This window comes from Falsiroseomonas sp. (genome assembly GCF_041690465.1).
Classification (GTDB): domain Bacteria; phylum Pseudomonadota; class Alphaproteobacteria; order Acetobacterales; family Acetobacteraceae; genus Falsiroseomonas.
On the sequence record NZ_JAWLHG010000004.1, the window covers coordinates 118,050 to 141,116 of the forward strand.

22 protein-coding genes are annotated in these 23,067 nt (G+C 71.0%); 12 read left to right on the plus strand and 10 right to left on the minus strand.

Annotated elements, in window-relative coordinates; all coding sequences use genetic code 11:
- Positions 1 to 22 precede the first annotated feature (22 nt).
- The 8 genes from aroC to ACESM1_RS06455 all read left to right on the plus strand — a co-directional run bounded on the left by aroC (position 23) and on the right by ACESM1_RS06455 (position 8,848).
- Positions 23 to 1,126, plus strand: a complete 1,104-nt coding sequence (gene aroC / locus ACESM1_RS06420) for a chorismate synthase (protein ID WP_372618815.1) — start codon at positions 23 to 25, stop codon at positions 1,124 to 1,126.
- 236 nt (positions 1,127 to 1,362) lie between these two features.
- A complete protein-coding gene (locus ACESM1_RS06425) occupies positions 1,363 to 1,569 on the plus strand; it encodes a cold-shock protein (RefSeq protein ID WP_372618817.1) in 207 nt (68 codons plus the stop codon).
- Positions 1,570 to 1,630: 61 nt separating this feature from the next.
- Positions 1,631 to 1,846, plus strand: coding sequence for a hypothetical protein (locus tag ACESM1_RS06430; RefSeq protein WP_372618819.1), 216 nt, complete (start codon positions 1,631 to 1,633; stop codon positions 1,844 to 1,846).
- Positions 1,847 to 2,365: 519 nt separating this feature from the next.
- Positions 2,366 to 5,266 (plus strand): molybdopterin oxidoreductase family protein, encoded by a 2,901-nt coding sequence (locus ACESM1_RS06435; RefSeq protein WP_411278360.1) that lies wholly within the window; start codon positions 2,366 to 2,368, stop codon positions 5,264 to 5,266.
- The gene (locus tag ACESM1_RS06440; protein ID WP_372618820.1) at positions 5,263 to 6,000 is read left to right on the plus strand and encodes a 4Fe-4S dicluster domain-containing protein; all 738 of its coding nucleotides are present in this window, start codon (positions 5,263 to 5,265) and stop codon (positions 5,998 to 6,000) included. Before ACESM1_RS06435 ends, ACESM1_RS06440 begins: the two co-directional genes overlap by 4 nt.
- Positions 6,001 to 6,271: 271 nt before the next feature.
- Positions 6,272 to 7,210, plus strand: a complete 939-nt coding sequence (locus tag ACESM1_RS06445; protein WP_372618822.1) for a dimethyl sulfoxide reductase anchor subunit family protein — start codon at positions 6,272 to 6,274, stop codon at positions 7,208 to 7,210.
- A 105-nt stretch (positions 7,211 to 7,315) separates the two neighbouring features.
- A complete protein-coding gene (locus tag ACESM1_RS06450) occupies positions 7,316 to 8,518 on the plus strand; it encodes a hypothetical protein (protein ID WP_372618824.1) in 1,203 nt (400 codons plus the stop codon).
- A gap of 159 nt (positions 8,519 to 8,677) precedes the next feature.
- Positions 8,678 to 8,848 carry a hypothetical protein gene (locus ACESM1_RS06455; RefSeq protein WP_372618825.1) on the plus strand — a complete coding sequence of 57 codons (171 nt, stop codon included), beginning with the start codon at positions 8,678 to 8,680 and terminating at the stop codon, positions 8,846 to 8,848.
- 177 nt (positions 8,849 to 9,025) lie between these two features.
- On the opposite strand, the gene ACESM1_RS06460 is transcribed toward ACESM1_RS06455, so the two are convergent.
- The 3 genes from ACESM1_RS06460 to ACESM1_RS06470 are packed head-to-tail and all read right to left on the minus strand — an operon-like array spanning position 9,026 to position 13,157.
- Complete coding sequence (locus ACESM1_RS06460; protein ID WP_372618827.1) at positions 9,026 to 10,411, minus strand: amidohydrolase family protein; 1,386 nt, start codon at positions 10,409 to 10,411, stop codon at positions 9,026 to 9,028.
- The gene (locus ACESM1_RS06465; protein ID WP_372618829.1) at positions 10,408 to 11,568 is read right to left on the minus strand and encodes a M20 family metallopeptidase; all 1,161 of its coding nucleotides are present in this window, start codon (positions 11,566 to 11,568) and stop codon (positions 10,408 to 10,410) included. The genes ACESM1_RS06460 and ACESM1_RS06465 overlap by 4 nt, the downstream gene beginning before the upstream one ends.
- On the minus strand, positions 11,565 to 13,157 hold the full coding sequence (locus ACESM1_RS06470; RefSeq protein WP_372618831.1) for a class I adenylate-forming enzyme family protein: 1,593 nt from the start codon (positions 13,155 to 13,157) through the stop codon (positions 11,565 to 11,567). Before ACESM1_RS06470 ends, ACESM1_RS06465 begins: the two co-directional genes overlap by 4 nt.
- A 32-nt stretch (positions 13,158 to 13,189) precedes the next feature.
- Here ACESM1_RS06470 and ACESM1_RS06475 point away from each other — a divergent pair, with 32 nt between their 5' ends.
- On the plus strand, positions 13,190 to 13,597 hold the full coding sequence (locus tag ACESM1_RS06475; RefSeq protein ID WP_372618832.1) for a PaaI family thioesterase: 408 nt from the start codon (positions 13,190 to 13,192) through the stop codon (positions 13,595 to 13,597).
- A 9-nt stretch (positions 13,598 to 13,606) separates the two neighbouring features.
- Here ACESM1_RS06475 and ACESM1_RS06480 read toward each other — a convergent pair whose 3' ends face one another.
- From ACESM1_RS06480 to ACESM1_RS06500, 5 genes are all read right to left on the minus strand, one after another.
- Positions 13,607 to 14,593 (minus strand): alcohol dehydrogenase catalytic domain-containing protein, encoded by a 987-nt coding sequence (locus tag ACESM1_RS06480; protein WP_372618834.1) that lies wholly within the window; start codon positions 14,591 to 14,593, stop codon positions 13,607 to 13,609.
- Positions 14,594 to 14,604: 11 nt separating this feature from the next.
- Positions 14,605 to 15,630, minus strand: a complete 1,026-nt coding sequence (locus ACESM1_RS06485; protein ID WP_372618836.1) for an ABC transporter substrate-binding protein — start codon at positions 15,628 to 15,630, stop codon at positions 14,605 to 14,607.
- 124 nt (positions 15,631 to 15,754) lie between these two features.
- Entirely contained in the window at positions 15,755 to 16,435 is a 681-nt protein-coding gene (locus ACESM1_RS06490) for an MlaA family lipoprotein (RefSeq protein WP_372618838.1), read from the minus strand.
- 5 nt (positions 16,436 to 16,440) lie between these two features.
- Positions 16,441 to 16,755, minus strand: a complete 315-nt coding sequence (locus tag ACESM1_RS06495) for a DMT family transporter (RefSeq protein ID WP_372618840.1) — start codon at positions 16,753 to 16,755, stop codon at positions 16,441 to 16,443.
- Positions 16,756 to 16,782: 27 nt separating this feature from the next.
- Positions 16,783 to 17,112 carry an Mpo1-like protein gene (locus ACESM1_RS06500; RefSeq protein ID WP_372618842.1) on the minus strand — a complete coding sequence of 110 codons (330 nt, stop codon included), beginning with the start codon at positions 17,110 to 17,112 and terminating at the stop codon, positions 16,783 to 16,785.
- A 90-nt stretch (positions 17,113 to 17,202) separates the two neighbouring features.
- Here ACESM1_RS06500 and ACESM1_RS06505 point away from each other — a divergent pair, with 90 nt between their 5' ends.
- Both ACESM1_RS06505 and dps read left to right on the plus strand, forming a co-directional pair.
- Positions 17,203 to 18,810 (plus strand): MFS transporter, encoded by a 1,608-nt coding sequence (locus ACESM1_RS06505; protein ID WP_372618844.1) that lies wholly within the window; start codon positions 17,203 to 17,205, stop codon positions 18,808 to 18,810.
- Positions 18,811 to 18,874: 64 nt separating this feature from the next.
- Entirely contained in the window at positions 18,875 to 19,351 is a 477-nt protein-coding gene (dps, locus tag ACESM1_RS06510; RefSeq protein WP_372618845.1) for a DNA starvation/stationary phase protection protein Dps, read from the plus strand.
- Positions 19,352 to 19,417: 66 nt separating this feature from the next.
- On the opposite strand, the gene ACESM1_RS06515 is transcribed toward dps, so the two are convergent.
- Positions 19,418 to 20,095, minus strand: coding sequence for a choice-of-anchor E domain-containing protein (locus ACESM1_RS06515; protein WP_372618847.1), 678 nt, complete (start codon positions 20,093 to 20,095; stop codon positions 19,418 to 19,420).
- A gap of 249 nt (positions 20,096 to 20,344) precedes the next feature.
- On the opposite strand from ACESM1_RS06515, the gene parE reads away from it, so the two are divergent.
- A complete protein-coding gene (gene parE, locus ACESM1_RS06520) occupies positions 20,345 to 22,378 on the plus strand; it encodes a DNA topoisomerase IV subunit B (protein WP_372618849.1) in 2,034 nt (677 codons plus the stop codon).
- Between the two features lie 74 nt (positions 22,379 to 22,452).
- Here parE and ACESM1_RS06525 read toward each other — a convergent pair whose 3' ends face one another.
- Entirely contained in the window at positions 22,453 to 23,043 is a 591-nt protein-coding gene (locus ACESM1_RS06525) for a hypothetical protein (RefSeq protein ID WP_372618851.1), read from the minus strand.
- Positions 23,044 to 23,067: the final 24 nt, after the last annotated feature.

Genomic DNA, 23,067 nt, shown 5'->3' on the forward strand with positions numbered 1-23,067 from the left:
GGTGCGATAGGAACGCCGCGCCATGTCCCACAACAGCTTCGGCCACCTGTTCCGCGTCACCACCTGGGGCGAATCCCACGGCGCCGCCATCGGCTGCGTCGTGGATGGCTGCCCGCCCCGCATTCCGCTGACTGAAGCCGACATCCAACCCTTCCTCGACCGCCGCCGCCCCGGTCAGAGCAAGTTCGTGACTCAGCGACAGGAGCCGGACCAGGTGAAGATCCTGTCCGGCACCTTCGAGGGCGTGACCACTGGGACGCCGATCTCGCTGCTGATCGAGAACCAAGACCAGCGCAGCAAGGACTATGGCGAGATCAAGGACCAGTTCCGCCCCGGCCATGCCGACCTGACCTATGAGCTGAAATACGGCATCCGCGACTACCGCGGCGGCGGCCGTTCCTCCGCGCGCGAGACGGCGATGCGCGTCGCCGCCGGCGCCATCGCGCGCAAGGTGCTGGAAGGCGTCACCATCCGCGGCGCGCTGGTCTGCATCGGCGGCGACTGGGTGGACAATGCGAAGTGGGACTGGGCGGAAGTGGACAACAACCCCTTCTTCTGCCCCGACGCCACCGCCGCCGCACGGTGGGAGGAGAAGCTCGGCGCCGCCCGCAAATCCGGCAGCAGCCTCGGCGCCATCATCGAGCTGGTGGCCGAGGGCGTGCCGCCCGGCCTCGGCGCCCCGATCTACGGCAAGCTCGATTCCGACCTCGCGGCGGCGCTGATGTCCATCAATGCCGTGAAGGGGGTTGAGATCGGTGCGGGCTTCGCCGCCGCCGGCTTCTCCGGCGAGGAGAACGCCGACGAGATGCGCATGGGCGAGCACGGCCTGGTGCGGTTCGAGAGCAACCACGCCGGCGGTATCCTCGGCGGGATCAGCACGGGCCAGCCGGTCGTCGCACGCTTCGCGGTGAAGCCGACCAGCTCGATCCTGACGCCGCGGAACTCGGTGGACCGCTTCGGGCGAGAGGTGGAGCTGCGCACCAAGGGCCGCCACGACCCCTGCGTCGGCATCCGCGCCGTGCCGGTGGGCGAGGCGATGCTGGCGCTGGTGCTCGCCGACCACCTGCTGCGACACCGCGCACAGAACCCGGACGCGCCGAGCCAGGCCAGGCTGCCGCGGAACTGACCGCCGACGGCGGCCCGAACGCCACGCCGGAACCCCCACACGCAAGCGTCACCCGAAAAGGCTGGCATTCGGGCGCCCGAGGGCGCATGTAGGGCCTGTCACCCCTGCGTCCGGTCCGGCCTGTCCTCATCGCTCCTGCATGGAGCACCGAGCTTGGCCCCCCTCCGTCTCGTCCGGCTGATCCGCCACGCGATGTCCGCGCGGCGGTCCTCGTGCCTATCGGAATACAAGATCTCATGAATGTTGGCACCGTGAAGTGGTTCAACGCCACCAAGGGCTATGGCTTCATCCAGCCCGACGACGGCTCCAAGGACGTCTTCGTCCACATCTCCGAAGTCCAGCGCGCCGGCATGGACAGCCTCCAGGAAGGCCAGAAGCTCGGCTACGAGCTCGAGCAGGGCAACCAGGGCAAGCTTTCGGCCGCCCGGCTGCAGCGCGCCTGATCGGCGCCGGGCGAGGCCGCTTGCGGCCTCGCCCACCCCCCACACTCAAGGAGGCCTCCCCATGGCCCCGCACAAGTTCACCGTCGGCCAGGATGTCGAATTCCTGCCCGGTCCCTGGGACACCAACATCCCCCGCGGCACCTACACCATCACCCGCGCCCTGCCCGGCGACTCAACGGACCGCACCTATCGCGCCCGCAGTTCCAAGGATGGCCTGGAGCGCGTCTTCCGCGAGAACCAGCTCCGCTCCGGCAGCGACGTCTTCGCCGCGCGCTGACCCGCAGGCCGCCGGCACCCATCGGCGACATCCCGCGCGACCCGGCTCAACAATCTGACGCCGCCGCCGGCGAAGCCGCAATTGCGCTTCTCTCGCCATGCTGCGCGATCCCGACTCGGCTGCCCTCCGTCATGCTCTCGCCGGCTGATCAAGCCGCGTGGACCACGCCGGCCAGTCTCGCGGGCTTCCCCCAGCGAAGATGGGCATTGCTGCCGCCGGCGATTTCGCACGTCTGGCCGGTCTTGCAGGTTCCGTCGTCCAGCAGCACGGTCCGCCGGGCCTGAGTTCGCCGCGCGCCGGCGCATGGTGCAGCACCGGCAACATCATCCCCTGCACGAAACGCGCAGCTTCCAGCAGCGGCACCGCGGTGGTTGGAATGATCGCCGTTGCGCGACGCTGCGCGGCACGACAGCCTGCGGTAATCCCGGTGAGCAAGTCCGTTCCCGCGCCGGCCAGGGCTTTGCTCGAACCGCCCGCCATGCGCTAATCGGATCCGACCGGAACCGACCAAGGCCAGGAATGCCCGACACCAATCTGCCAGCCGATCGCCGCGCGGCCTTGCCGCGACGCATGACCGGGAATGGCGAGGTCATCGAAACCTCGGCGCCCATCGGCGACGAGGTGAAGACCACAACCTGTTACATGTGCGCCTGCCGCTGCGGCATCAAGGTCCATCTGAAGGATGGCCGGGTCCGCTACATCGAGGGCAACCCCGACCACCCGGTGAACCGCGGCGTGCTCTGCGGCAAGGGCTCGGCGGGCATCATGACGCAGTATGCGCCATCCCGCCTGCGCGCGCCGCTGAAGCGCGTGGGGCCGCGCGGCAGCGGCGAATTCGCGGAGATCTCCTGGGAAGAGGCGATCGAGACCGCGACCGGCTGGCTGAAGCATGTCCGGGAGACCAACCCGGCAAAGCTCGCCTTCTTCACCGGCCGCGACCAGTCGCAGAGCCTGACGGGCTTCTGGGCCGCGCAGTTCGGCACGCCTAACTTCGCCGCCCATGGCGGCTTCTGCTCGGTCAACATGGCGGCCGCCGGCCTCTACACCATCGGCGGCAGCTTCTGGGAATTCGGCGAGCCGGATTGGGACCACGCCAAGTACTTCATGATGTTCGGCGTCGCCGAGGACCACGACTCGAACCCGATCAAGATCGGCCTTGGCAAGCTGAAGGAGCGCGGGGCGAAATTCGTGTCCGTGAACCCGGTGCGCACCGGCTATTCGGCGATTGCCGACGAATGGGTCGGCATCCGCCCGGGCACCGACGGGCTGTTTGTCATGGCCCTGATCCACGAGCTGCTGCGGACGGATCGCATCGATCTCGACTTCCTCGTCCGCTACACCAATGCGCATTGGCTGGTGGTGAAGAACCCGGGCGGCGCGGATGACGGCCTCTTCGCGCGCGACGCCGATGGCAAGCCGCTCGCCTGGGACCGCGTCCGCGGCGCGATGGATGCGGCCACGGCGGAGATGCAACCCGCCATCGTGGGCGAGCACACCCTGCCAGATGGCCGGATCGCCGTACCGGTCTTCCAGCTGATGGCGGAACGCTACCTCTCGCCCGACCATGCGCCCGAGAAGGTCGCGGAGCGCTGCGGCGTGACCGCCGAGCGCATCCGGCGCCTGGCATCCGAGATCGCCGACATCGCCTTCAACCATACCATCACCATCGACCAGCCCTGGACCGACAGCCTCGGGCGGCGGCACGAGAAGATGGTCGGGCGGCCGGTCTCCTTCCACGCCATGCGCGGCATCAGCGCCCATTCCAACGGCTTTCATACCTGCCGCGCGCTGCACCTGCTGCAGATGCTGCTCGGCGCGATCGATGTGCCGGGGAGCTGGCGCTACAAATCGCCCTTCCCGCGGCCGATCCCGCCGGGGCCAGGGCCGGCCGGCAAGGGTGCGAAGCCCAATACGCCGCTGGCGGGCAACATCCTCTCCTTCCCGCATGGCCCGGACGACCTGCTGGTCAACGACGACGGCTCGCCGATCCGCATCGACAAGGCGTTCAGCTGGGACGCGCCGCTCTCGCTGCACGGCATGATGCACACGGTGATCGGCAATGCCGGCGCCGGCGACCCGTACGAGATCGACACGCTCTTCATGTTCATGGCCAACATGGCCTGGAACAGCGCGATGAATCCCGGCGAGGTCATAAGCTGCCTCACAGCCCGGAAGGAGGACGGCGAATACCGCATCCCGCACGTGATCTACTCGGACGCCTATTTCTCCGAGACGGTGCCCTATGCCGACCTGATCCTGCCCGACACGACCTATCTGGAACGCTGGGACTGCATCTCGCTGCTCGATCGCCCGATTGGCAGCGCGCACGGCCCCGGCGACGCCATCCGCCAGCCCGTCATCAAGCCCGACCGCGACGTGCGCGGCTTCCAGGAGGTGCTGATCGAACTGGGCGCGCGCCTCGGCCTGCCCGCCTTCGTGAAGGAGGACGGCTCGCCGCGGTTCAAGGACTACCCTGACTACATCATGAACCACCAGCGCATGCCCGGCGTCGGCCCGCTGGCCGGCTTCCGTGGCGAGGACGGCACGAAGAAGGGCGTCGGCGAGCCGAACCAGAACCAGTTGCAGAAGTACATCGAGAATGGCTGCTTCTGGAAGCACGAGCTTCCGCCCGAGCAGCTGTACTTCAAGCACGCCAACAAGGCGTATCTGGAGGACAGCAAGGCGATGGGCCTGATCGGGAAATCCGACCAGATCGTGCTGCAGATCTATTCCGAACCCTTGCAGAAATTCCGCCTCGCAGCACAGGGCCACGGCGCGAAGCAGCCGCCGGCGCATCTGCGCGACCGCATCGCCACCTATTGCGACCCGCTGCCGATCTGGTACGCGCCGCTCGAACAGCAGCAGCACGACACGACGCCCTTCCCGCTCTCCGCCGTCACGCAGCGGCCGATGGAGCACTACCATTCCTGGGGCAGCCAGAACGCCTGGCTGCGGCAGATCAAGGGCGCCAACAAGCTCTACATGAACCGTGTGACGGCGAGCCGCCTTGGCCTCTCGCAGGATGACTGGGTGTGGGTCGAGAGTCGAAATGGCCGCGTGAAGGGGCAGCTCGCACTGATGGATGGCGTGAACCCCGACACCGTCTGGACCTGGAACGCCATCGGCAAGCGTGCCGGCGCCTGGAACCTGTCGCCCGACAGCCCGGAGGCCACGCGCGGCTTCCTGCTGAACCACGTCATCAGCGAATGGCTGCCCGCCCAGGTGGCTTCGGAACAGGCCGCCCACCGCTTCGCCAACGCCGACCCCGTCACCGGCCAGGCCGCCTGGTACGACCTGCGCGTTCGCGTCACCAGATGCGCTGCCGACGAGATCCCCGTGACCGACCCACATCCGGAAACCCTGAAGCGCCCGCCGGGCATGTCGCCCGCACCCGGCATGGTCAGGGAGCCCGGCAAGTGACCGAACTTCCTCCGCCCACCGCGAAGAAGCTGGGCCTGGTCATCGACCTCGACACCTGCGTCGGCTGCCATGCCTGCGCGACCAACTGCAAGGAATGGAACGCCGGCGGCCACCTGGCACCGCTGCCGGACTTCAACGCCTATTCCGCCGGCGCCGAGGGCGTGTGGTTCAACCGCGTCCACTCCTACGAGGCGGGCGAGGGCGAGGAAGGCCGCACGGTTCACTTCCCCCGCTCCTGCCTGCATTGCGAGACGCCCGCCTGCGTCACCGTCTGCCCGACCGGTGCGTCCTACAAGCGCGCCGAGGACGGCATCGTGCTGGTCAACACCGACACCTGCATCGGCTGCGGCCTCTGCGCCTGGGCCTGCCCCTATGGCGCGCGCGAGCTGGACGAGGATGAGGGGGTGATGAAGAAGTGCACCCTCTGCGTGGACCGCATCTACAACGAGACCATCCCCGAGCCGCAGCGCCAGCCCGCCTGCGTCATCACCTGCCCGGTCGGCGCGCGGCACTTCGGCGACCTCGGCGATCCCACCAGCAAGGTCTCCCGCCTGGTGGCGGCGCGCGGCGGCTTCGACCTGATGCCGGAGCTCGGCTACGAGCCGGTGAACAAATACCTGCCACCGCGGGAGCGCCCGGCGCCGAACCCCAACCCGCCAGCCGAGGCCACGCCGACGCCGATGGACATCAAGAACCCGCTGCTGCAGTGGCTGGATCGGGCGCTGTCGCGGTGAGCGCGCGGCACTGGCGTCCCCGGGAAGGGCGCTGCCCTTCCCAGACCCCGCACGCCAGGAGGCTTAGCCTCCTGGACCTCGATCGGTTATCGGGTAAGGCAGGAGGGGGCGTCACCGGCGCCACCTTCATCACGGGCGCTCCGTGCCTCCTGCTGCGCCACCCGAAGGCTCATGGGTTCCAAGGGGCCACTGCCCCCTGGCAGGGAGGCCCCGGGACGGACGGTGTCCCTCCAGGCGCCGCCCGCACCGCACGCTCGCCCCGGACACGCGCATGAATCCCGCACCCAGCATCGTCTTCTTCACCACGGCCTCCGGCGCCGGCTATGGGCTGTTGTTCTGGCTGGGGGTGTTGCGCGCCTTCGGCCTCGTGCCGCCCGCGCCGGCCTTGGGCATCCTGGCGCTCCTGATCGCGCTCGCCTTGATCACCGCCGGGCTGCTCTCCTCGCTCAAGCATCTCGGCCGGCCGGAACGTGCCTGGCGGGCGCTCTCGCAATGGCGTTCCTCCTGGCTGTCGCGCGAGGGCGTGGCGGCGATCGCCACCTATGTCCCGGCGGGCCTTTTCCTGCTGGCGCTGGTGGCGGAAAGCCCCGCGCTGGCGACGCTCACCGGCCTGCTCGCGGCCGCCGGCGCGGTGGTGACGACCTGGGCGACGGGCATGATCTACGCGTCGCTCAGGCCGGTGCGGCAGTGGCATCATCCGATGGTGCCCTGGGGCTACCTGCTGTTCGGCGCCTTCTGTGGCGCGGCGCTGCTGGCGGCGCTGGCGGCGTTCTGGGGGGGTGGGCAGCCGCCGGCGGTGCTCGCCGCCCTGCTCGGCGGCGCCGCCATCGCGCTGAAGCGCGCCTACTGGGACAGCATCGACGCGCCGAAGCCGAAGGAGGCGCCGAGCATCGAATCCGCCACCGGGCTTGGCCGCATCGGCGCCACCCGCCCGCTCGATCCGCCGCATACCGAGCAGAACTGGCTGCTGCGCGAGATGGGCTTCCGCGTCGCCCGCGCACACCGCATGAAGCTGCGCGCCGTCACCCTGGCCGGTTTCGCCATGGCCACGGTGCTGGCGCTGCTCGCCCTGCCACTGCCCGGCGCCTGGCCCGCGCTGCTGCTGGTGCCGGCGGCGGCGGCCGCGCTGGCGGCCATGCTGGTGGAGCGCTGGCTCATGTTCGCCGAGGCGACCCATACGGTAACGCTGTTCTACACCGGAGAAGCGTGAGCCCGGGACCGTCAAGAAAGCATGACATGACCTGACGGGCTACTTGACGGCGCAGGCCCGATTGGGGTTAGGACACATTCAACCTACAACAAACCGGGCCGTCGCATGCCATTTGCCGACCATCGGCCGGATCCGGCCGCGCTCGCGCGCTTCCGCGCCCTGTGTGGCGACCGTCGATGGACGGCGCGCCTCTCCGAGATCAGCCGCCGCGCCGGCGCGCCCTCGCTGAGCGGCCGTGCCGCGCAGCAACGTCATGCGCTGGAACTCATCCTCGCCCGCCTGTCGGAGCCTGCCGCGCTGGCCAAGGCTTCCGCCGCCGAGCGGCGCACCGCGGCCTTTGCCGCCGAAGCAGTCCGCCTCGCCGCCACCCTTCCCGCCGAGCCCCGCAAGCGCCTGCGCGCCCGCATCGAGGCCGGGCTGACCGGCGAAGCCACGCTCGTACCCCTCTTCCACCTGCTGCGCACCGCCGCACTGCACCGCACCCGCGGCTTCGAGGTGGCGTTCACCGGCCTGGCCGAGGAAACCCCCTGGGACCTCACCATCACCCGCGAAGGCGCCACCGCCGAGGTGTCCTGCGAGAGCGTCTCGGCCGAGGAAGGCCGCGAGGTCCATCGCGGCGACTGGTATGCGCTGGTGGACCGGATGAACCCCGAGCTCCAGACCTGGCTCGCCGCCCATCCAGGCCGCTACCTGCTGAAGATGACGCTGCCCGAGGGCATGGCGACCGACATCCAGGTGGCGGAGCTGCATCGCCGCATTTCCAGCCTGCTGGCCGAGCAGAAGCGTCAGGATTCCGGGGCCGACGCGGTGCTGAAGCTCGATCCGCTGGTGCTGGCCGGCGCCCAGGCCGCCATGCGCGGCCTGCCGGGCCAGCTGCGCGCCCAATTCGGCGAGGAGGCGCATCTCGCCGTGACCGCCGGGCCGGATGGCGGTTCGGTCTTCGTCATGGCCGCCCGCGCCGGGCGGGAGAACAGAATCGCCACCGCCGCCACCCGCCGCATGGCCGAAGCCGCGGAAAACCGCCTCTCCGGCGAGCGGCCGGGCATCCTCTCGGTCTTCCTCGACGATATCGACCGCGGCGAATGGCGCTCCCTGCGCGAACGCATGGAACTGGAAGGCGCCACCCGCCGCTGGATGACCGAGCCCTCTGCGCGGCGCGTGGTGGCGGTGGCGTGCAGCAGTCGGATGGAGATGTTCGGCCTGGCGCCGCCGGATGCGGCGCCGGAGGGCGAGTTGCGCTTCCGCAACCCCGGCCATCCGGCGGCGAAATCGCCCGCGCTGGCCCCGGCCATTCTTTCCTCCAGCTGATCACGGGGCAGCACAGCCCGGAACGTGCCCTGTTCCGCACATTTTCGGCGAAGCCCTGACGCGCAACCACCTTCGCGCAGCCACGTTGATGCACGCATGATCCGGAGCAGCCGCCCCGCAAGGAGGGCTGCCCGGCGCACGGCACCGCAAGGCGAGAAAATGACACAGCGCGAGACCGAGGCGAAGCTGGCCGAACTCGATCGGCTCCTGAACGATCCGGAAACGCGCATGGACCCTCACCGGGTCTGGTCGCTTCTGGCCGAGCTCAGCGACAAGCCCACGCCGCGGCCGACCCCGCCCGCCCCCGCGCTGCGCGCACCGCGCCCCTGAAGGTCGCCTCGCCGGCCTCAGCAGAGGCGGTCCGAGCGCCTTCAGCCTGTCGCCCAGAAGACGCGCCGGCCACGCGGTCGCCGCTGGAGCACATGCCGTCGGACGCGCGGCGAACCTGACGGTGTCGGGCATCCGCGCGAGCGGCATGACCCCGAACATCCCGTCTCTCCTGTAGGGTCAGCCGCCGAGCGCGGCGGCGACCTCGGGCAGGTTCCACAGCCGGCGCACCGCGGCCTCGCCCGCTGCAGCAACCGCGGCTTCGTCGCCGCCGAGCCAGCGCCCGCCGCTGACCAGCGGCCGACCGGCGACGATCAGCGTCTCCATCCGCGCACTTCCCGAATAGGCCAGCAGCGCGCGTCGTGGATCGCGTAGCGGGGCGATCTGGGGATGCGTCAGGTCGAACACGGTGACGTCGCCCGCCGCACCTTCACGGATCGCGCCAAGGTCCGCACGCCCCAGCGCCGTCGCGGCGCCGGCGGTGACGCTTTCCAGCAACGCCTCCGCCGTCACCGCGCCCGCATCGCCCGCCCAAAGGCGCGAGACCATCGCAGCCATCGACAGGTCGCCCAGCAGGTCGCCGCCATAGCCATCCGTCGCGACGCAGACCTTCAGCCCGTGCCGCTCGAACCGGGCGAATGGCGCCAGGATCCCTTCGCGCGCGAAGATGCGCGGGCAGTTCAGCACCACCACGCCGCGCGCCGCCATCAGCCGCAGGTCGTCGTCACTGCACGCCACGCAATGCGCGGCGAGAGTTCCCGGCACCAGCACGCCGGCACGATCCAGGTATTCCGCCGGAGAACAGCCGTGCCGCGCCCGGATCGTCACCACCTCGTCCGGGCTCTGCGCCAGGTGGATGGTGAAGGGCACGCCAAGCTCGCGCGCGCGGTCGAGGCAGGCGCGCAGCAGGGCGGGATCGCAGGTATCGGTGGCATGCGGGCTCATCGCCACGGCGATGCGTCCGTCGCCGGCACCTTGCCAGCGCGCATGCAGTGCGTTCCACTCGGCCAGGTCGCGGCTGGAATCATCGGCGGTCGTCGCGGCGTAGTCCACGCTGCCATCGGCGCGGAACTGCGGATCAGCGGTGGAGAACAGGTAGGGCGCGCCCCAGTAGCGCAGGCCGAATTCCTCCGCCGCCTCGAACATCTCGGCGAGCACCGGGCGGAACGGCTCCATCACGGACGTACAGCCACCCAGCAGCAGTTGCAGCATGCCGAGCCGCGCGATCGCCAGCCGCTCCTGCTTCGAGAGCAGCGTGCCCGCGCGCAGCGTCAGCGGCATCAGCACCTGGTAGACGATCTTCGCCACCGATCCGGCACCACCCGGAGCCTCGCCGCGGGCGCGCGCGATCATCTCGCTGACGCTGTGGTGGTGAATGTTGATCAGCCCCGGCAGCACCAGGCGCCCGGGCGCGTCCAGCACCAGGTCGGCGGCGGGGCGCGCGGGGCTGACGGCGGCGATGCGACCCGCCTCCAGCAACACCCAGCGATCGGGCAGAACAGTCTGCACGCCGTCCTGCTCGGCCAGCACATGGCTGCCGAAGACGGCGATCGTCCGCGCGCTCATGCCGCAAGCCGCGCGCCGACGGCGCGATAAGCGCGCGCGGCGTTGATCAGATCCGGCACGCGCACGCGCTCCTCGTCGGTGTGGAACATGTCGGGGTCGCCCGGCCCCCACATCACGCCGGCGATCCCCAGATGCGCGAGATACCCCGCATCCAGCGCGCCGTTGGAATGATAGGTGCCGGGCGGCGGCAGGCCCTCGGCTTCCATCGCATGCTCGATCAGCCGCACCAGGGGCGCATCGCCGGCGATGCGGCAGCCATGCATGTAGGGCCCACGCTCCAGCACCATGCCGAGCGGCGGCGGCAGCGCGAGGGCCTCGCGCAGCCCGGCCAGCACCGCCTCGGGGTCTTCGCCCGGCAGCAGGCGGCGATCGAAGGTCAGGCGCGCCTCCGCTTGCAGCGTGTGCGTGGCGTCCGGCGCGGTGCGGATCGCGGTGCATGTCAGCGTCGCCGGGCCAAGCAGCGGATCGCGCCCCAGCGTCGCGCCGATCGCCTCCGCCTTCTCGAGCGCGAGCCGTACGCCGCGCGTCGCGTCCACGCCAAGCCAGGGCGTGGAGCTGTGGCAGGCGACGCCCTTGATCGTCATCAGCAGATCCAGCCGCCCGCGATTGCCGAGCGAGATCCGCCCGCCGGTGCCGAGTGCCACGATGCCCTGTTCCGGCGGCGCGCCGAGCGCCGCCATCGTCGCCGCGATCGCGTCGTGCCGCCCGGTCTCGCCTGCCGTCAGCAGGCACCATGCGAGGCGTCGCCGCAGCGTGCCGGATCTCGCCAGGTCGAGGAAGGCGGCGAGCGAGGCGACCAGCGCCGCCTTCTGCTCCGCCACGCCGCGGCCGCGGATCTCAGCGGCCTCACCCTCGCCCAGCAGCTCGCCGGCGAAGGCATCGCGCATGGTGGAGCGCGGATGCGTCATCGCATAGGCGAAGAAGGCGAGCGCCGGCGCGCCTTCCGGCCCGGCCTCGGCAATCAGGTTGCCCATCCCGTCGCGGCGCAGCGTGACGGGCGCATCGGCGAGCAGCGGCGCCACGCCCTTCTCGATGAAGGCGGCGATCGCCGGGTCGCCCTCCATCAGCGCGGTCTGCTCGCTCGGGATGCGGGCGAGCTGGCGCGTCCAATGCACCAGCGTGCCGGCGCCGAGCGCGTGGAATCCGGGAACCGTCATGCGCCCTCCTCCCGCCGCGGCGCCAGCGCGCCGAAGCGTACTTCGAGCATCGCCTGCACCGCCTTGCGGTCCGGCTTGCCGGCCGAGGTCAGCGGCAGCTCCTCCACCAGCAGCACGGCGCGCGGGATGGTGTGCGTCGGGCCGTTGGCGGCGCAGAAATCCTTGATCGCCTGCGGGTCCGGCGTGGTGCCGGCGCGCGGGCGGATGGCGGCGGCCGGCGCCATGCCCTTGGTCGCGTGCGGCAGCGGCACCACCACGGCGTCGTCCACCTCGGGGTGGCCGAGCAGCAGGTTCTCCACCTCCTTCGGATAGACGTTCTCGCCGCCGCAGACGAACATGTCGTCGCTGCGGCCGAGGAAGTGGAAGAAGCCCTCGGCATCCACGCGGAACAGGTCGCCGGTGCAGAGCCAGCCGTCGCGGATGCGCGCCGCCGTCAGCTCCGGCCGGTTGACGTATTCCTTCAGCACGTACGGGCAGCGCACCCAGAGCTCGCCCTCGTTCGGATGTTCGCTGCCGTCCGGGGCGAGCAGCTTCACCTCGGTCTCCGGCGGCACCACGCCGACGCTGCCGCGCGGCACCTCGCGCCCATCGAGCGGCGGCCGCAGCACGCCGCCGCCTTCGGTCAGGCCGTAGCTCTCCTTCACCGCGACGCCGGGGAACAGTGCCGCCAGACGCTCCAGCAGCTCCACCGGCACGGCGGCGGAACCCATCGAGAGCAGCTTCAGCGCGGAGAAATCCAGGTCGCGGATCAGCGCCTCGTGCCGCGCGATCTCGGCATACATCGCCGGCACGCCGCCCGCGCCGGTGACGCGCCACTCGGAGAGCGCACGCAGGAAACTCGTCGCCTCGAAGCGCGGCAGGATCACCACCGATCCGCCGCCGCGCAGCAACGGCTTGATCACGCCGCGCATCGCGTTCTTGTGGAACATCGGCGCAGCGACGATGCCGCGCTCCTGCGGCGACACCGGCCAATAGCGCTCCGACTGCTCGATGCCCCAGAGCATGCCGCCATGCGTCAGGCAGATGCCCTTCGGCATGCCCGTCGAGCCCGCGGTGTAGGGCTGGAAGGCCTGCCCGTCGAAGTCCATCGGCTCGACATGGGGGTCCGGCGCCGCGGCCGCGAGCAGCGCATCGAAATCACGCCAGCCCTCGCGCGTGGCGCGGGTGGCCAGGCGCAGCGCCAGCCCCGCCTGCTCCGCCGCCTCGCAGGAGCTTGCGGCCTCCGTCGGATCGGCAAGGATGCCGGTGGCGCCACTGTCGCGCAGCATGAAGCCGATGGCCTCGCGGCCGAGCTTGTGGTTCACGGGCACCGGGATTGCGCCCAGCCGCATCGCCGCGAGGAAGCCGACCAGGTAGGTCGCGGAATTGCCAAGCGCCAGCGCGATCCGCCCGCCGCGCGCGACCCCCGCCGAGCGCAGCAGCGTCACCGCGCGGCGGATCTCCTCCTCCAGCGCGGCATAGGTGATCTGGCGCGGCGCCGCGCCCGAGAGGTCCACCAGCGCGACACGCTCCGGAAACGCCACGACCGCCGCATGGAAGAAGGCGCCGAGATTGCCGCTGGGGTGCAGCCCCGGTATCGCTTGCAGCACGCTCCCTTCGCGACCCGTCACGGAGATCCCCCTTGGACGACGTCGAGAAACTCAATGCCTTCATGGCCCGCGCGCCGTTCCATCAGTGGCTCGGCTGCCACGTCACGGCGCACGACGCCACGACGGGTACCCTGCGCATCACCCTGCCCGCCCGTCCGGAGCTGCGCCATTCGCCGGACCGCGAGACGGTGCATGGCGGCGTGATCACGGCGCTGGTGGACCTGGCCGCACATGCCGCGCTGAACGCGGTGACCGGCATCGGCATGCCGACGATCGACCTGCGCACCGATTTCCTCCGTCCGGCCGTCGCGCCACTGGAAGCCGTGGCCACGCCGCGCCGCGTCGGACGTTCGCTCGGCGTGGTGGACATCGAGGTGTTCGGCTCCGACGGCAAGCTCGCTGCCCTCGGGCGCGTCGTCTACCGCACGGCGAAGGACTAGCCGCAAGACTCAGCTCCGCGGCGGGATGGTGAGCACCACCTTCCCCACCACCTCGCGCGATTCCAGCAGCCGATGCGCCTCCTGCACCTGGTGGATGTCGAGAACTCGGGAGATCAGCGGCTTCGCCTCGCCGGCGGCGCAGATCTCGAAGGCGCGCTCGATGTCCTGCTTGGTGTAGCCGTTGGAGCCGAGAACCTGCAGCTCGCGCACCCAGATGTAGCGGATGTCCTCGGGCGGGTCGTAGCCGGCGGTGGCGCCGCAGGTCACCAGCCGGCCGCGCTGGCGCATCGCGCGCAGCGAGGGCACCCAGGTGTCGCCGCCGGTGTAGTTCAGCACCATGTCCACGCCCTGCTTGCCGGACAGGCGCCAAGCGGCGCGGCTGAAATCCTCGGCCGCCATGTCCACCACATGGTCGGCGTGCGGCGCCAGCAGCGACGCCTTGTCGGCCCCCCGCGTCACCGCGATGCTGCGCGCGCCGCGCTGGCGGATGAGCTGCAGCGCCGCGGTGCCGACGCCGCCGCTCGCACCGATCACCAGCACCAGTTCGCCCGGCTGGAGGTGGCCGATGGTCTCCAGCATCCGCAGCGCGGTGCCGAAATTGATCGGGATGGCGGCGGCGGTGACCTCGTCCATGCCATCGGGGATGCGCACCAGATGCGTCTCCGGCACGGTGCAGAGCTGCGCCATGCCGCCCTGCACCTCCTCGCCCATCATGCCGGCGGGCGTCATCGGGTTGACCGCAACGCGGTCCCCCACGCGCCAGCGCGTGACGCTCTCGCCGAGCGCGGCGACGCGCCCGGCGATGTCGCCGCCGGAGATGAAGGGCGTCGTCACCGGGAAGCCCGGCATCCCGCGGCGGACGAAGATGTCGAGGTGGTTCAGCCCGACGGCGCGGACCTCCACCAGCACCTCGCCCGGCCCCGGCACCGGATCCGGCCAGTCGCGCACCGCCAGGTTGGCGATGTCGCCCTGGCGTTCGATCACCGCGGCCAGCATCGCGCTCGGCCTCAGGAGGCGGCGAAGGCCAAATCCGCCGGTGGCGGCAGGTAGCGCGTGGTGTAGAGCTGCGATGCCGGCGGCGGATTGGCGATTCCAAAGGCCTGGCCGACCTCCTTCATCGTGCTGTCGAGGCGGTCCATGTCCACCGCACTGAAGCCGTTGGCGCGCACATGTGGCGTGACGAACATCATGTCGTTGGCGATCCTGATCCGCTCCGCCTCGATGTCCACGTCGAGCAGCGGCTCGCGCCGCTTGGCGGCCTCGGCCGCGGCGCGCGGGTCGGCGATCATCGCGCGCAGGCCGCGCACCGTGCCCTTCGCGCAGGCGGTCAGCACCGGCGCATTGGCTTCCGCGAAGGCCGTGGTGCTGAACAGCACATGGCCGTAGAGCGGCACGCCGAAATCCGAATAGGGGAAGAAGCGCACCGCCTCCCGCGGCAGCCCGGCGCCGCGGATGTTCATCGCCACCGTGGTGACGTGGCCGGAGATGCCGTCGGCCTGGCGGCGCAGCAGCATCGCCTCCCGCAGATCCGCCGACACGTCGAGCCAGCGCACCGCGCCCGGGTCGAAGCCCGCCTTCTGCGCGAAGAGCGGGAAGACCGAGCGGCTGGCATCGCCGGGCGGCGCGGCCAGAGTCTTGCCGGCGAAATCGGCGGGCTGCCGGATCGGGCTGTCGGCCATCACCGCCAGCGACAGGGCGGAGCGGTCATGCACCATGAAGAAGGCGACCATCCGCTGCGCCGGGTTCTGCGCCAGGAAGCGCATCAGCGTGTAGACGTCGGCATAGCCGAGCTCGACCGCGCCGCTCGCCACCTTCACCACCGTGTCGCCCGAGCCGAAGCCGCGCGTCACGGCGATCTCGGCGCCCGCTTCGCGGAACCAGCCGCGATCCTCCGCCATGGTCCAGGGCGCGGTGACGCCCTGCAACGCCCAGTCCATGGCGATGGTCGCGCGGCGCGGCGCGCCCTGCGCGGCCAGATGGCGCGGTGCGGCGAGCAGCGCGCCGGAAGCGGCGATCAGGTGTCTGCGGTACATGCCCCGTCTCCCAACCAATTGCCGGGAGCCTAGTATCCATGGATCCAATCTGTGAAGCGGCAAACGGCATGCGCCACGCCGGTCACCAAGGCGCGAGCATCGCCGGTCCGAGCGCGCCGCGGCGCTATTCCTGCGCGGCGGCCGCCGCATCCACCGCGCAGGACACCGCGCGCCGCTGGCGCCAGGCGCTGCGCAGCACCGCATAGGGATCGAGCGATTGCGCCTCGATCCGGCGCAGCGCCTCCTCGGCGGCGGCATAGGCCAGGAAGCCGTCGCTGCCCTGCCACGCCGCCACCGGCGCGATACCGAGGCCCTGCGCCAGCGCCGCATTTGCCGCGAAGCCCGCCGTCGCGTCGCGCAGCGAGGACGGGCCGAGCAGCGGCAGCACCAGGTACGGGCCGCTCGGCACGCCCCAGGCGCAGACGGCATCGCCCGGCGCGAAGGGGCGCCGCGGCCAGCCCCACTCCGCCGCCGCATCGCGCACCCCGCCGAGGCCAAGCGTGGTGTTGATGCCAAAGCGGAGCAGCGCCTGGCCCGCCACGGCGGGCTCGCCGGCCGCGAGGCCGCTCGCCGCGGTCACCGGCTCGCCGAGATTGGCCACCGCCTGGCCGATGCCGCGCCGCCAGCCCTCCGGCACATGGGTCCGCCAGAGCGCCGCCATCGGCGCCAGGACATGCTCCTGCGCGAGCGCGTTGAAGGCATGCACGCGGCGGTTCACCGCCTCCAGCGGGTCATACGCCGCAGGCGCGGTGGCCGGCGCCAGCAGCACCGCGGCGGTCGCGATCGCCAGACATGCCTGCCGCATCGTGCTCATCCCCCGACCCGCAGCACCGCGATCCCGGCGGCGATCAGCGCCACGCCGCCGATCCGCGCCGCCGTCGCCGGCTCGCCCAGCACCAGCATCCCGAAGGCGGCGGTGCCGACCGCGCCGATGCCGGTCCAGACCGCATAGGCGGTGCCGACCGGCAGCGACTTCAACGCCAGGCCGAGCAGGAAGATGCTGGCTGCCATGGTGCCGAGCGTCAGCACGGTCGGCCAGAAGCGGGTGAAGCCGCCGCTCATCTTCAGGCCGATCGCCCAGCCCACTTCCAGCAGGCCGGCGAGAAACAGCAGCAGCCAGGCCAAACGCGCCCCCCTTACGATCCCCGCGCGTCAGCCAAGCCCGGCGCGCCGCAGTTCCGGCCCGAGCCGGCCGGTCAGCAGCAGCCAGGCCATACGCAGGTCGCTCGCCAGCGACCACAGCGGATGGCGGAAGGTCGCCGGCCGGTTGCGCTCCACCAGCAGGTGCGAGCCCCAGGCGAAGCCATAGCCCACCACCAGCGCCACCAGAACCAGCCAGAGCGGGCCGAACAGCAGACCCCAGAGCAGCACCAGCACGCCCAGCACCGTCCCCGCCGCATGCACCAGCCGCGTCAGCGGGCTGGCATGCTCGCGCAGGTAGTGCAGCCAGAATTCCTCATAGGTGGCGATCGGACCGGGCATGGCGGAAAGCTAAGCCGATCGCGGGCAGGTCTGCCAGCACGGCTTTGCGCTTCCTCCCGGTGCTTCCGGCCTGCAATGGTGGTTGCGCCCATGCATCTTCCCTCCGCCCTCGCGCCGTTGCGCCATCCGTCCTTCCGGCTGCTCTGGCTGGCGAACCTCGTCGCCAATACCGGCATGTGGATGCAGAACACCGGGGCGGGGTGGTTGATGACCTCGCTCGCCCCCTCGCCCATCATGGTCAGCCTGGTGCAGGTGGCGTCCCTGCTGCCGGTGTTCCTGCTGGCGCTGCCCGCCGGCGCGCTGGCCGACATCATGGACCGGCGGCTCTACCTGATCGCCGCGCAGGCCTGGATCGCGCTCTGCGGCGTGCTGCTCGCGGTACTGGCCTTCGCGCATGTGCTGGGGCCCTGGGGGCTGATCGCCTTCACCTTCGCGATCGGCGCCGGCACGGCGATGAACTCGCCAGCCTGGGCCGCCACCACGCCGGAGACGGTGCCGCGCGCCGACCTCACCCAGGCCATCGTGCTGAACGGCATCGGCTTCAACCTGACGCGCGCGGTGGGTCCGGCGATCGGCGGCTTCGTCGTCGCCGCCTTCGGGCCGGAGGTGAACTTCGCGATCAACGCGCTGGCCTTCTGCGTGGTGATCCTCGCCCTGCTGCGCTGGAAGCGGCCGGAGGCACGGGCGACGCTGCCGCAGGAGCATTTCCTCTCGGCGATGCGCGCCGGGCTCGGCTTCGCGCGCGCCAGCCCCGTGCTGCGCGCCACCGTCATCCGGGGCTGCATGTTCTTCGGGCCCGCCGCGGCGGTCTGGGGCCTGCTGCCGCTGCTGGTGCGCAAGCAGCTCGGCCTCGGGCCCGAATGGTTCGGCATCCTGCTCAGCGCGATGGGGATTGGCGCCGTCGTGGCGGGCTTCGTGCTGCCCTCGCTGCGCGGCCGGCTGGACCGCAGCGGCACGGTGACGGGTGCCGCGGTGATCGGCGGGGCCGCGCTGCTGGTGCTCGGCCAGGCCGGGCATTGGTCGGTGGCGCTGGTCGCCATGCTGGGCTTCGGCGTCGCCTGGATCACCGGCGCCTCGACGCTGCAGGCCGCGGCCCAGATCGCCGTGCCGGCCTGGGTGCGGGCGCGGGCGATCGGCATCTACCAGCTCGCCACCTTCGGCGCCCTGGCGCTCGGCGCGGCGCTCGGCGGCTGGGCGGGCGAGGCGGTGGGGCTGCCTCTGGCGCTCGGCGGTGCCGGGCTTGCCTGCGCGCTGGGCGGCTTCGCGGTGCGCCGCTTCCCGCTGGAACCGCCGCCCGCCGGCCCGGTGCCTGCCGCGGAGGCGCCGCAGCCGCGGCCGGAGCCGGCCGACCCCGCCCTGGCCCCGCTGCTCGCCACCGAGCGCAACCAGCTGCTGGAAGTGGTGCGCTACCACGTGGACCCGGCGAACCGCGCCGCCTTCCTCCGCGCCATGGTGGAATGCCGCGGCGTCCGGCTGCGCAGCGGCGCGCTGGCCTGGCGGCTCTACGAGGATGTGGCGCATCCCGACCGCTGGGTGGAGCTGTGGATCATGGAGAGCTGGATGGCCCATCTGCGGGAGGAAGGCCGGCTGACCGAGACCGACCGCGCCGCGCTGGCCCGCGCCGCCGCGCTGCACCACGGCGAGGGCCCGCCGGAGGCGGTGCGCTACCTCAACGTCATGCCGGACATGTTCCGATGACGTGTGCAACAGCGCCGCGCCACACCACGTTTGCCTGCGGACCCGAAGCCGCGAGGAGCGCACGATGCCACAGAGCCGCAACGACCTGCACGACAACGCCAAGAAGACCTCGATCGGGGTGCTGCAGGGCTGCCTGACCGATTCGATCGACCTGTACAACGCCACGCGCCATGCGCACTGGAACGTGAAGGGTCCGCACTTCTCGGCACTGCACACGATGTTCGAGGAATTCTACACCACCCTGGCGACCGACATCGACGAGCTGGCGGAGCGCCTGGTGCAGCTTGGCGGCACGGCGATGGGCACCAGCCAATCGGTCCAGGGCAGCACGCGCCTGCCGGCCTACCCCACCGACATCAAGGCCGGCATGGACCATGTGAAGGCGCTGCTCGACCGCTACGCGATGGTGGCGAAAGCGCTGCGCGAGGGGATCGACGCCACCGACGAGGCCGGCGACGCCGACACTGCCGACATCCTGACCGGCGTCAGCAAGAACGCCGACAAGGCCTTGTGGATGCTGGAGGCGCACACCCAGGGTTGATCGCCGAGGCGGCGTGAGGCGGCCGGGCGCACTGCCCGGCCGTCTCCCAGACCGTCTTGCGACCGTTCAGCTGTCGGCGGCACGCCGCCGCACGACGGCGAGACCGAGGAGGCCGAGGCCGAACATCGACAGGCTCAACGGCTCCGGCACCACGGCGTCGTTGGCGGTGTAGGTGTAGGTGACCATCAGCTCGGCCGAGGCGAAGTTGTCGAACGTCTGGCTCGCCAGGGGCGCGTTCGTGGGCGCGGTCACCAGGTTGTCGCGCAGGATCGCCAGCGCGACATTGACAGATCCGGGGCCGATGAACTGCGCGAAGAGGGCCGGCGCCAGCGCGGCGGTCACCGAGCCCGAGGTCGAGAGGCTCGCCGAGCCTGTCAGAGCGGCATTCTTGTCGATCGAAATCGAGCCGGACGCCACCACATCCTGCAACTCGGCCACGGCGCTCGGGCCGACCGTCAGCGCGAAATCCGCGCCGAGTTCCACCGGGTAGGCCTGCACGCGCGGGCCGTTGTTCAACCGCGTCAGGCTCACCGTACCGCTGACGCCGCCGGTGAACTGCAACTCGATGGCCGTCAGCGTGGCGTTCGCCACGTCGAAGCGGTCGATCGTCAGCGTCGCGTTGAGGCCACCCGTGGGCAGCGCGGTGGATGCGAGCGAGGCCTGCTCCACCACCGTCGCGGCCGAGGCCGAGCCGAGGGTGATCAGGAGGAAGCCGCCGGCGAGGACGGGCGCGAGGCGCATCATGTCGTTCCGATCGTCTGTGGCCCCATGGCGCCGGGCAGGCGCATGGAAACCTTCGGTCGTTCGATAGCAGGCCTCGTGCCGCGTACAATTTCATGTCTTGTCCAATGCAGTAGGGCGCGGCGTGCAAAGGTGATGGCACCAACCGCTCGCGCATTCCGACCAGCAAAACCCGCTTCGTCCGACTCGCCCCTGCTTGGTTGTGTGCCGCGGACGGCATGGCTATCTTGGGCCGGAGAGCGAGAACACAGCATGAACGACCTGTTCGGTCCCGGCGGCGCCCGCAAGGGCGGCGCGGCGATGACCGCGACCCGCAAGACCACGCCGAAGTCCGCCGCCATCCTCCCCGGCGGCGGGGACTACTCCGCCAAGGACATCGAGGTGCTGGAGGGGCTGGAGCCCGTCCGCCGGCGCCCCGGCATGTATATCGGCGGCACCGACGAGAACGCCCTGCACCACCTGGCCGCCGAGATCCTCGACAACGCCATGGACGAGGCGGTGGCCGGACACGCCGACTTCATCGAGGTGACGCTGGAAGCCGGCAACTGGCTGACGGTCCGCGACAACGGCCGGGGTATCCCGGTGGACCCGCACCCGAAATTCCCGAAGCTCTCCGCGCTCGAGGTCATCCTCACCACGCTGCACAGCGGCGGCAAGTTCTCCGGCAAGTCCTATGAGACCTCAGGCGGCCTGCATGGCGTCGGCAGCAGCGTCGTCAACGCGCTGTCGGAACGGATGGAGGTGGAGGTCGCGCGCGACCGCACGCTGTTCGGCCACGCCTTCGAGCGCGGCAAGCCGGTGCAGAAGCTGAAGAACCTTGGCGCCATCCACAACCGCCGCGGCACCACCGTCCGCTTCCGTCCGGATCCGGAGATCTTCGGCAAGCTCACCTTCAATCCCACCAGGCTGCACCGGCTCTGCCGCTCCAAGGCCTATCTGTTCCGCGGCGTCGAGATCCGCTGGCGCTGCGACCCTTCGCTGGTCGCCGGCACCGAGACACCGGCCGAGGCGGTGCTGCACTTCCCCGGCGGCCTCTCCGACTTCCTCGCCGCCTCGATCGAAGGCCGCGCCGCGGTGGTGCCCGCCCCCTGGTGCGGCGAGGCGGGTTTTCCGGACGGCGCCGGGCGCTGCGAATGGGCGCTGACCTGGCTGGAGCAGGGCGAGGGTTTCCTGAGCACCTACGCCAACACCATCCCCACCCCCCAGGGTGGCACCCATGAGGCCGGGCTGCGCGCCGCGCTGGTCAAGGGCCTGCGCGCCTATGGCGAGCTGAAGAAGGACCGCCGCGCTGCCAACGTCACCGCCGAGGACCTGCTCGGCGGTCTCGCCGGCATGCTCAGCCTGTTCATCCGCGAGCCGCAGTTCCAGGGCCAGACCAAGGACAAGCTGACCTCGCCAGAGGCCGCGCGGCTGGTGGAGGCGGCGCTGCGCGACCATTTCGACCATTGGCTCACCGGCGACCCCGCCTCCGCCGACAACCTGCTGGCCTGGGCGGTGGAGCGCGCCGAGGAGCGCATCCGCCGCCGCGAACAGAAGGACACGCCGCGCAAGAGCGCGACCCGCAAGCTGCGCCTGCCCGGCAAGCTCGCCGACTGCGCGCGCGAGAGCGCGGAGGGGACGGAGCTGTTCCTGGTGGAGGGCGACAGCGCCGGCGGCTCCGCCAAGCAGGCGCGCGACCGCGAGACCCAGGCGGTGCTGCCCTTGCGCGGCAAGATCCTGAACGTCGCCAGCGCCAGCGCCGACAAGCTGCGCGGCAACCAGGAGCTGAAGGACCTGATCGAGGCGCTGGGCTGCGGCGCCGGCGAGAAGTTCGACCTGGCCCGGCTGCGCTACGGCCGGGTGGTGATCATGACCGACGCCGATGTGGACGGCGCGCACATCGCCGCCCTGCTGATGACCTTCTTCTACAAGGAGTTGCCGGAGCTGGTGCGCGGCGGCCGCGTCTATCTGGCGCAGCCGCCGCTCTACCGGCTGCAGGCCGGCGGCAAGACGGTCTATGCGAAGGACGATGCCGACAAGGACCGCCTGGTCAAGCGGGAGTTCAAGGCGAACCAGAAGGTGGATGTCAGCCGGTTCAAGGGCCTCGGCGAGATGCCGCCGGCCTCGCTGAAGGAAACCACGATGGACCCGAAGCGGCGCACGCTGCTGAAGGTGGTGCTGCCGCCGGAGGAGCGCGCGCGGACCTCCGACCTGATCGAGGCGCTGATGGGCCGCAAGCCGGAATTGCGCTTCCGCTTCATCCAGGACAATGCCGCGAAGGTCGACGAGGCGGCGGTGGACGCCTGACTTTCCACGCCTCCCGCGCCTTTTTCTCCCTCTGCCGCAGGGCGAGAGAGGGTCGCGTGGGGGTGGATGGCGCCCTACGCACCCCTCGCGGCCTGTGCGATCTCCACCGCAAACAGGAGCGGATCCACCGGCCGCACTGGCCGCAGCGGCGCGGTCACCTGCACTCGCAGGAACCGCCCTGCCGCGGCGCCAAGGCATACAAGTTCCGTCATTTGCTGGCGGCCGTAGGTGCCCTCCAGCCGCGAGCAGGTCAGCGGCGCGCCACCGGGCACCGGCGCCTCGCTACGCTCCTGCTCGGCAAGCCGCTGCTGGGTACGCGTGCCCGCCAGCGCCAGCACATCGGCGATCACAATCTCGAACTCACTCGAGAGCCGAGGATCCCCGGGAGCGCCAGCCACGGCCCCTTGACCACGGTCGTAGAGGTTGACCGTTGCCACTGCCGCGCGTGCCGGCGCGGCATAGTCCACCGTCACGCCGAATCCCGGCCGCTCCGGCTCGTGCCAGACCGTATTGCCGCGGGTGAAGCCGGCGACCTCCGCCGGCAGCCGCGCCGCCTGCGCTTCAAGCCCCCCCGGAGCCGGCCCGCCGGCGGCGGAAGGGCGCCCCGCTTGCTGCGGTGCGCAGGCAGCGGCGAGGGCAAGGCCGGCGAGAGCCAGGGCGCGCATTGCTCAGCGGTTCCGCCGCAGCAG